The sequence below is a fragment of the Desulfosporosinus sp. genome (assembly GCF_014237355.1).
In the GTDB taxonomy this organism is placed as follows: domain Bacteria; phylum Bacillota; class Desulfitobacteriia; order Desulfitobacteriales; family Desulfitobacteriaceae; genus Desulfosporosinus.
In genome coordinates this window covers 1-9,591 of record NZ_JABZFS010000048.1, presented here as the reverse complement: position 1 = coordinate 9,591, position 9,591 = coordinate 1, and the positions used below count along the sequence as shown (strand labels likewise).

9 protein-coding genes are annotated in these 9,591 nt (G+C 40.3%); all 9 read left to right on the top strand.

Going from position 1 to position 9,591, the window contains the following annotated elements; translation table 11 throughout:
- Positions 1-195 (top strand): TRAP transporter large permease subunit (locus HGJ98_RS09895; RefSeq protein ID WP_291350934.1); only part of this gene is annotated, 195 nt, incomplete at its 5' end.
- A 355-nt stretch (positions 196-550) separates the two neighbouring features.
- Entirely contained in the window at positions 551-2,251 is a 1,701-nt protein-coding gene (locus HGJ98_RS09890) for a sigma 54-interacting transcriptional regulator (RefSeq protein WP_291350932.1), read from the top strand.
- A gap of 352 nt (positions 2,252-2,603) precedes the next feature.
- Complete coding sequence (locus tag HGJ98_RS09885) at positions 2,604-3,209, top strand: succinate dehydrogenase (RefSeq protein ID WP_291350931.1); 606 nt, start codon at positions 2,604-2,606, stop codon at positions 3,207-3,209.
- A gap of 49 nt (positions 3,210-3,258) precedes the next feature.
- Positions 3,259-4,995 carry a succinate dehydrogenase flavoprotein subunit gene (gene sdhA, locus HGJ98_RS09880; protein ID WP_291350929.1) on the top strand — a complete coding sequence of 579 codons (1,737 nt, stop codon included), beginning with the start codon at positions 3,259-3,261 and terminating at the stop codon, positions 4,993-4,995.
- A gap of 11 nt (positions 4,996-5,006) precedes the next feature.
- Positions 5,007-5,759: a succinate dehydrogenase iron-sulfur subunit gene (gene sdhB / locus HGJ98_RS09875; RefSeq protein WP_291350928.1), complete on the top strand. Its 753-nt coding sequence runs from the start codon at positions 5,007-5,009 to the stop codon at positions 5,757-5,759.
- Between the two features lie 106 nt (positions 5,760-5,865).
- The gene (locus HGJ98_RS09870) at positions 5,866-6,069 is read left to right on the top strand and encodes a hypothetical protein (RefSeq protein ID WP_291350927.1); all 204 of its coding nucleotides are present in this window, start codon (positions 5,866-5,868) and stop codon (positions 6,067-6,069) included.
- Between the two features lie 279 nt (positions 6,070-6,348).
- Positions 6,349-7,191 carry a S1-like domain-containing RNA-binding protein gene (locus HGJ98_RS09865; protein ID WP_291350925.1) on the top strand — a complete coding sequence of 281 codons (843 nt, stop codon included), beginning with the start codon at positions 6,349-6,351 and terminating at the stop codon, positions 7,189-7,191.
- Between the two features lie 55 nt (positions 7,192-7,246).
- Entirely contained in the window at positions 7,247-7,690 is a 444-nt protein-coding gene (locus HGJ98_RS09860; RefSeq protein ID WP_291350923.1) for a DUF188 domain-containing protein, read from the top strand.
- Positions 7,691-7,805: 115 nt separating this feature from the next.
- Positions 7,806-9,591 (top strand): molecular chaperone HtpG (gene htpG / locus HGJ98_RS09855; protein ID WP_291350922.1); only part of this gene is annotated, 1,786 nt, incomplete at its 3' end.

Sequence of the window (9,591 nt, the reverse complement as noted above, 5' to 3'; positions counted from 1 at the left end):
GTCAATATGGAATTGGCGATGATTACTCCCCCGGTTGGCTTAAATCTATTTGTAGTTAGTTCAATGGCTAAGCAGCCTCTCGGAGAAGTTGTCCGAGGAGTAATTCCCTTCATTGTCTTGATGATTGTAGCATTGGGCCTGTTTGTGTTCTTCCCAGAGCTATCACTCTATATTCCACGAGTATTAATGGATTAGGTACTTCTGCAAGGAACTTTTTTATGAACAGGCACTACCCCTCTTCAGGAAAAGTCTTTCTATGCATTATATATGAGATTTTTATGTAATATGGAAAAAAGACGAACAACAGTGTGTGGATTATAAAAAACTATTCGAGAACAGTTCTATTAATTTTTCATAACAAGAGAGTGAAATCTGCTTAATACCTTTTGCAGATTTTACTCTCAATTTAAGTAAAATCAAACTGCCTTTTGAGAATTTATAAGTTAAACAATTCTAAAAATTAAAAAATTGTTGCAGGACTTCAAACTTAAGGCGCGAATATTCTAATAACTACAGAACTAACATGGCCAATATTTGGGGGGTTAAACTAATGGCTCGTAAAGTAAAAGTAGGTATCGTTGGCATGGGCCAAGGAGGGGGGGCGATCTATAAAACATTACGTAGTATTGAGGATATTCAGATCGCTGTAGTTTGTGACCGGCTTGAAACTATTCCTGGAATGCAGGCCGCACAATTAGACGGCGTGCAAACTTGTATTTTACTCGAAGATTTTTTCAAGGTTCCCAATCTCGATGTGATCATTGAGGCTACAGGGGTTGACTCTGTTCGAAAGCTAATACAGCAATATAAAGAAAACTATAGCGCAGTGATTGAGGCTCAAGGAGCCAATCTAATGATGTGCATCATAGAAGAAAAAGAAAAGCTAGCAGATATAAAACGGGTAAAAGGGGAACTCGATGCCATTTTGAACTCAGTGCAGGAGGCTATTGAAGTGGCGGGCATTGACGGTAGGATTAAATATGTTAATCCTTCTTTTAGTCGCGTAACATCAATTAATGCTGGTCAACGTATTGGTAACAATATTTTTGATGTTTCTCCTAATGGCGCTTTAGCCCGTTCTCTTCGGACTCATGAAGCGGTATTTGCCCACCGTGCCGTTGTCGGAGGAGCGGATGTGGAAGTCATCGCAAATGCATCTCCCATTGTTGTTGATGGTAAAATGGAAGGTGCTGTTGTAGTTTTTCAACCTCTGACAGATATCTATAAACTAATGGAACAGGTGAAAGCTTCTAATCAAGTCATTAACGATTTACAAACTCGTATTAATCAAATCTCTACAAGTTCGTATACCTTTGATGACATTATAGGAAGTCATCCTGAATTTGAAAGTGCTTTAGATTTGGCTCGTAAAGCAGCTAAAAGTAACTCAACCATTCTCATTACCGGAGAATCAGGTACGGGTAAAGAGCTCTTTGCACATGCAATTCATGGTTCCAGTTTGCGTCTAGACAAACCCTTTATTAAGGTTAACTGTGCAGCGATCCCAGAAACATTACTTGAAAGTGAATTTTTCGGGCATGAAAAAGGGTCATTTACTGGCGCATTAAAAACAAAACTGGGAAAGATGGAGCTAGCTAATGGCGGCACGATCTTTTTAGATGAAATTGGAGATATGAATCTGTATTTACAAGCCAAGTTATTACGAGTTTTGCAAGAAATGGAATTTGAGCGAGTTGGTGGATCACAATCAATTAAAGTTGATGTTCGAGTTATCGCGGCAACTAATCGCAACTTGCTGGAGATGGCTAAGAAAGGAGATTTTCGCGAAGATCTTTATTACCGACTTAATGTTGTAGAATTACGCTTGCCATCACTTCGAAATCACAAAGATGATATTCCAGCTTATGTGCATTCCCTTATAGCCAAGTTCAACCGTAAATTTGGAAAACACGTTAAGGGACTTACGACCCAAGCAGAGGAAATATTATTGCAATACGACTGGCCCGGTAACATTAGGGAACTTCAAAACGTCGTAGAACGTGCTATGGTTACAGTGGATGACGAAATAATTACTCATAAACAGATCCTTAATCTAGTAGACTCCCCTTCAGTAATACAGCATCATGACCAAGTATTTGAAGGTATTATGCCTATTGAACAGATGGAAAAGAAGATGATCAGGATGGCTTTAGAACGCTATGGTGACTCGGTTGAAGGAAAGAAACAAGCTGCCAAAGCCTTAAAGATATCTTTAGCGACTCTTTATAATAAACTTAAAACAATGTCCTAATGATGAACCACGGTATCGTTTCTAATTTCTTGAATGATTTTGATACTAAATTCTAGAAATTAGCATTAGATTAGAATTATAAGTATATACTGTTGCGTATTTGGAAAGGTCCTTTTTCGATTATTATCAGGCTCTAATATAAAACAACACCAGTAATTACCTAGTTAAATCTATTTTTAAAATAAAAATCAGAAATATAAATTAATTCAATCTTTATTGGCATAAAAGTTGCTATCATAAAAATAGTGAAGACCAATAATATATGGAGGGAGATTAGAGAACAGAATGTTCACTCTAAAGAAAAAGGACTTTAATTATTCGTCAGATGAGTTCGGAAGAGAGGATGGAGTGTATGAGTACGACGCAAACGAGTAATCACTTTTTGATTCGAAGAGTTCATTCCTTATTAGGGCTGGTACCCATCGGCTTTTTTCTAACCTTTCACTTGATTCTAAATTTAACGGCCCTTGGTGGAGCGAAACTGTATGACCGAATTATCCAAACTATGCAAAGTTTTCCGGGTATTTTTATTATTGAACTTGTTGTAATATTTATCCCCATAGCCGTTCATGCCATCTACGGAACTTATGTGGTTTATACGGGGCAGGCCAATGTTTTGAGATATAACTACGCTCGGAATTGGTTTTATGTTATTCAACGAATTTCTGGTCTCTATACGGTGGTTTTCGTAGTTATTCATGTTTACCTTCTGCGCTTCGGTGAGGCGAATTTTGCAGCATTGTCACAATTTTTAAGTCAGCCTGTGGGATTAATCTTTTACGTATTAGGTGTACTATTCGCAATTTTCCATTTCACGAATGGCCTGTGGGCCTTTGCCATTACATGGGGTCTTACGGTTGGACCTCATTCCCAAAAGATCTGGTTATATACGTTAGGAGTAGTTTTTGTTCTCCTGTCAGCAATCGGGTTGTATGATATCTCAGCATTTTTAAAGTAAACTCAACGGTTATTTTTGCAAAGAAAGTTAAAGAGTAGGGGGTCAGGGAATGAGTAAAGTCATCGTAGTGGGAGGCGGCCTAGCGGGGCTGATGGCGACAATTAAAATGGCCGAAGCCGGAACGCACGTCGACTTATTTTCATTAGTACCAGTTAAACGGTCGCACTCTGTATGTGCACAAGGCGGGATTAACGGAGCGGTCAACACTAAAGGAGAAGGGGATTCCACCTGGAATCACTTCGATGATTCAGTTTATGGGGGGGACTTTCTAGCCAACCAACCACCGGTAAAAGCCATGTGTGATGAGGCACCGGGGATTATCCATCTGATGGATAGGATGGGAGTTATGTTCAGTCGAACCCCAGAGGGACTTTTAGATTTCCGGCGTTTTGGAGGAACTAAATTTTGTCGAACGGCCTTTGCAGGCGCCACAACAGGACAGCAACTCCTCTATGCCCTCGATGAGCAAGTTCGGCGTTATGAGGTTGAAGGCTTGGTGCAGAAATACGAACAGTGGGAACTACTCTCGGTTGTTCTTGATGAAGGATTATGTAAAGGGATCGTCGCACAAGATCTTAGAGATATGAGCATAAGGTCATTTGCGGCAGATGCTGTGATCGTTGCAACAGGAGGTCCAGGAGCTGTCTTTGGCAAAAGTACAAATTCCACAATCTGTACGGGTAGTGCAGTATCTGCCTTATATCAACAAGGGGTTAAATATGCAAATGGCGAGTTCATCCAGATTCACCCCACTGCAATACCAGGGGATGACAAGCTTAGGCTGATGTCCGAATCAGCACGTGGAGAAGGTGGACGTGTATGGACTTATAAAGACGGCCAACCATGGTATTTCCTTGAGGAAATGTTTCCTGCTTACGGAAATCTGGTTCCTCGTGATATCGCCACACGTGCAATTTATGAGGTGGTGTTCGACAAAGGGCTTGGCATCAATGGAGAAAACATGGTCTACCTTGATTTGTCACATATTGATCCTCACGTACTACAACTTAAGTTGGGTGGGATCTTGGAGATTTACGAAAAGTTTGTAGGGGATGATCCCAAAAAAGTGCCTATGAGGATTTTTCCAGCGGTACATTATTCAATGGGCGGACTATGGGTGGATTACGATCAGATGACAAATATCCCAGGACTTTTTGCAGCTGGAGAATGCGAATATCAGTATCATGGGGCAAACCGTCTAGGAGCTAACTCCTTACTTTCCGCTATCTACGGAGGTATGGTAGCTGGGCCTAAGGTCATGGAATTTATTAAGAAAAATAAGCGACAGACCCCTAGTGGCAATGAACCAGCATTTGCGAAAGAAACAAAACGCCAACAGGAACAATGGGCGAAGATACTGTCCATGAAAGGCACAGAAAACCCCTATCACCTTCATAAAGAACTGGGAGATATTATGACGCTGAATGTGACAGTCGTGCGTTACAATGATAAATTGGCAGAAACTGATGTCATTCTCCAGGGACTCATGAAACGCTGGCATAACATCGGAAGAAGTGACAATGTTGAATGGGGAACCCAAGAAGGAACGTTTATTCGTCAGCTTTGGAACATGTTGGAACTTGCTCGAGTTATTACGTTGGGAGCTTTGAATCGTAATGAGAGCAGAGGAGCTCACTATAAGCCAGAGTATCCAGAAAGAGATGATGAGAATTGGTTGAAAACAACCATTGCTACTTGGACATCCAAAGGACCTGAGCTTAGTTATGAACCAGTTGATGTGTCGTTGATTCCACTGCGTGCCCGCCGTTACGACATTGATAAATAGGAGGGTTAATGATGGCTGAACAAAAAACAATACGGTTAAAAATCCGTCGTCAGGATGGTCCAGATAAACCCTTCCGTTGGGAAGAGTTTGAAATACCTTATCGTGAAAAATCGAATGTGATATCTTGTTTAATGGAAATTCAGAAAAACCCGGTAACTGCCAGCGGTAAGAAGACGACCCCGGTCGTTTGGGAATGTAACTGTTTAGAGGAGGTTTGCGGGGCTTGTACCATGAATATTAATGGGCAGGGGAAGCAGGCATGTTCGGCATTAGTCGATCAGCTTGAACAACCCATTGTTTTAGAACCTCTAACTAAGTTTCCACTAGTGCGAGATCTAATGGTTGACCGGCAAATCATGTTCGATCATCTTAAAACAGTCCACGCTTGGATTCCTATTGATGGGACCTACAATTTGGGATCGGGTCCACGAATGCCGGAAGTAAAACGACAATGGGCTTATGAGCTGTCTAAGTGTATGACCTGTGGTTGTTGTATGGAAGCCTGTCCTCAAGTTAATTCGCGTTCTAAATTTATTGGCCCATCGGCTATTTCTCAAGTTCGTCTCTTTAATACACATCCAACGGGAGAAATGAATAAACATGAACGGTTGGCTCCGTTACTTGAAGAGGGCGGTATTGCAGACTGTGGTAATTCACAAAACTGTGTTCGTGCTTGCCCAAAGGAGATACCTTTAACAACTAGTCTGGCGGATTTAAACCGTGAAACTAATAAATTTGCTCTTGACCGTTGGTTAAGAAAATAGAATTACTTTAATATAAGAATTTAATTTTCCATTAAGCATACCTTAGTAAAAAGATTAAACATTTTTTACTTAATCTAGGTAAACTATGGAAAAGGAGATTCGATCTATGAAAAAACTGCAAGAAGAAGCCTCAACTTCTCATGCTGATTTGGCTTCCATGGAAGTAAGGACCAAAGTTACAATCATTAATAAAGAGCACAATCCCCTCCAATTTTCTTCAAGTTTTTTTGGGCCCTGTTGTACTAATGGTTGTCAATACTGTCGTCCAAACTGTTATGAACAGTTTAAGGGTAGTTCGAGTTTCTTTTAATTTCGTAGTTTTATCTTAATTATTTGAGAATCAAACAGATTCAATTTTAAATGTATAAATTCACTTATTAACTATTTGGGACTAGCCAAAATATGCTGTTCCAAATAGTTTTTTTAAATTTTCGACAAAATCTAGAGTTAATTAACTTAACTTTTGACTTGAGGAAAAAAATTACATTGTTTTTTTGCACCTTTGATTCCATTTCGCTATAATGAAAGCAATGATTGCCTCTATTGGCACACATTAATTAACAGTTGAGATAGGAAAGGAAACTAAGCAATGATTGAGATCGGTAAATACCATCGTCTTAAAATCGCAAATTTCACATCCTTTGGAGCTTATTTAGATGCGGGTACTGGTGTTCGACATGATAATATCCTCCTGCCCATAAAGCAACTACCGGAGGGTGCCAAAGAGGGAGAGGAACTTGAAGTTTTTATTTATCGAGATTCTGAGGAACGATTAATCGCAACGACGAGAAAACCGCTAGCCCAATTAGGGGACTTAGCTTATCTCAAGGTCAATGCTAAGACTAAAATTGGCGCTTTTTTAGACTGGGGTTTAGAAAGAGGACTATTCCTTCCGTTTAAGGAGCAGAATTACCCGATTGAGATAGGACGAAGTTATTTAGTGAAGGTTTACTTAGATAAAAGTCAAAGGTTGAGCTCTACAACTGAGATTTATGAGTATCTCTCTGCTGAAACACCCTATCAGAAGAACGACAAAGTCGTTGGTACAGTCTACTCAGTGAATCCTGATATAGGGGCGTTTGTAGCCGTTGATAATAAATACATGGGACTTATTCCGCTTAACGAATATTTCACGGAGCTCAGAGAAGGAGATCAAGTAGAAGCTAGAGTCATAAGAGTTCGTGAAGATGGTAAACTTGACTTATCTCCGAGGGAACTTGCACATATCCAAATGGAAACAGATACGGTAAAGATTCTCCAAGGAATCAAGAATCATGATGGTTTTTTAGCACTAAATGATAAAAGCAGTCCCCTGGAAATCCAAAGTCGTCTTAACATGAGCAAATCAGCCTTCAAAAGGGCAGTGGGCAAACTACTCAAAGAGAATAAAGTGATTCAAATAGAAGGCGGTTTGAAGGAGAAACCGATGTAGGGGTAATTTTTAAATTACCCCTACGTATTCACCATGGGGAAGGTGTGAACCGAAGTTGAAAATTGTTGTCGATGCGGATGCTTGCCCGAAGTCAGTATTGCAGATTTGTATTAGAGCAGCTCAAGATTACGAGATCCCTGTTTGGACTGTAGCTAGCTTTAATCATAATATCGTATCTGACCATCACATAGTTGTAGGAAACTCCTCACAAGAAGCAGATATTAAGGTTGTGAATCTTGCCCAAGCAGGAGATGTGGCAGTGACTCAGGATTGGGGCCTAGCAGCCATGTTATTGGGAAAAGGGGTAAAGTGTATAAATCCCCTAGGGAGGGAATTTAACCCTTCTACCATTGAATTTTTGCTGGAGGAACGAGAGGCTAAAGCAAAATTCCGCAGAGGCGGAGGAAAAACTAAAGGTCCCAAAAAACGATCACCAGAAAACGATCAACAATTCGAAACCTGTCTTCAGGAAATGCTTAAAGTAATCAAAAACCAGTAATTAAAAAACGAATGAGTAAAAGACTTTGCACTTTTGGCAAATTTTGATTAAACTATAAATAGAGGCTTCGACTTGTCGGTGCCCCCTACTTATTTAAAAACATGGAGGTAACAAAATGAGTACGGCTGTGGAAACAAAGGAATTTCAAACCGAAATCAGGCAATTATTAGACATCGTCATTCATTCCCTTTACACTGAGCGTGAGATTTTCTTAAGAGAACTCATCTCCAATGCTGCAGATGCTATGGAGAAGCTGCGTTATACGCAGTTAACAGGACCAGAAGTTAAGGATAAAGACGCTGCGTTAGAAATCCATATCGACACGGATGATAACTCACATACACTAACGATTACAGATACCGGAATTGGATTGACAAAGGAAGAGTTAGTCGAGAACTTAGGGACTATTGCACATTCAGGTTCTAAAGAATTTATCCAACATTTAAGCACGAAAGGGGATCAAAAGGATCTTAATCTTATCGGGCAGTTCGGGGTTGGCTTTTACTCAGCCTTTATGGTAGCTGACAAAGTGACTATTTACACTCGTTCCTATCATCAGGAGGGCCAATGCTATACCTGGGAATCAGACGGTGTAGGGAGTTATACAATTTCTGAAGGAGAGGACCGCATTCGAGGAACGAAGATGGTTCTTCAACTAAAAGAAGATGCTTACGAATTTGCTAAGGAAGAGACTGTTCAACGTGTTATAAAACAATACTCCAGTTTTGTTCCTTATCCTATCATGGTTAATGGACAAAAGGTAAATACGGTTGACGCCCTTTGGACAAAAAATAAGAACGAGATTTCAGATAATGACTATAACGAATTCTATAAGTTTGTCGCCAATGCCTATGATGAACCACTTTTTCGTCTCCATTTTTCCTCAGACGCTCCCCTAAATATTAACACCTTATTATTTGTACCTAAGGAGAATCTCGAACAATTTGGCTTCGGACGCACAGAGCCTGGAGTAAGTCTTTATTGCAAAAAAGTTCTAATTCAAGATAAGTCCCCGGTTGTTTTGCCAGAGTGGCTGCGCTTTTTAAGAGGGGTAATCGATAGTGAAGAGCTCCCCCTTAATATCTCAAGGGAAACCATGCAAGACAGTGCTTTGGTAGGTAAGCTTAATAAAGTAGTCACAAGTCGTTTTCTCAAATTCCTCGATGGACAATCAACATCTGAACCTGAAAAGTTCAAAGAATTTTGGGAGAAATTCAACTTCTATCTTAAAGAAGGGGCAGCCAATGACTTCACGCATCAAAAAGAACTTGTTAAACTTTTGCGATTTGAGTCATCAAACACCCAGGCTGGCGAATTAGTATCTTTGGCTGATTACGTAGGACGAATGAAAGAAGACCAAGCAGCTATTTATTATGTGAACGGTCCTTCGCGTGAGGTCATAGAGTCTGGTCCTTATCTTGAAATATTCAAGGACAAAGGTTTAGAAGTTATTTATACTTATGCAGCAATTGATGACTATATCTTTGGAGCGATCAGGGAATACGAGGGCAAAAAACTTATTTCTGCGGATGAAGCAGATTTAAACCTGGGGGATGCTGAACAACAGACGAGAAGTGAACATGCTCTCTCGGAGGAAGATGTATTGGCCCTCACAACTTGGCTCAAAGAGGTTTTAGGAAGTAAGGTAACCGAAGTTCGGGAATCGAAGCGTTTAGTGGACAGCCCGGCGGTAGTGCTTAGTCCATACGGGACAAACAGTATGCAACGGATGATGCAGCTGGTAAATAAAGACCTTAACAAGGTTGGTCCTAGTGTTTTAGAAATAAACCCCGCTCATCCAATGATTAAACGCTTAGACAGCGCTCGTAGATCCGAAGATTCCTTTGCAAAAATTGCTGCAGAGCAGATATTCGAAAACGCACAAATAGCGGCGGGACTCA

Excerpts from the sequence above, each read along its gene's own strand:
- HGJ98_RS09885 (WP_291350931.1), top strand. The coding sequence starts at position 2,604 with ATGAGTACGACGCAAACGAGTAATCACTTTTTGATTCGAAGAGTTCAT.
- HGJ98_RS09890 (WP_291350932.1), top strand. The coding sequence starts at position 551 with ATGGCTCGTAAAGTAAAAGTAGGTATCGTTGGCATGGGCCAAGGAGGG.
- HGJ98_RS09870 (WP_291350927.1), top strand. The coding sequence starts at position 5,866 with ATGAAAAAACTGCAAGAAGAAGCCTCAACTTCTCATGCTGATTTGGCT.
- HGJ98_RS09865 (WP_291350925.1), top strand. The coding sequence starts at position 6,349 with ATGATTGAGATCGGTAAATACCATCGTCTTAAAATCGCAAATTTCACA.
- sdhA (WP_291350929.1), top strand. The coding sequence starts at position 3,259 with ATGAGTAAAGTCATCGTAGTGGGAGGCGGCCTAGCGGGGCTGATGGCG.
- sdhB (WP_291350928.1), top strand. The coding sequence starts at position 5,007 with ATGGCTGAACAAAAAACAATACGGTTAAAAATCCGTCGTCAGGATGGT.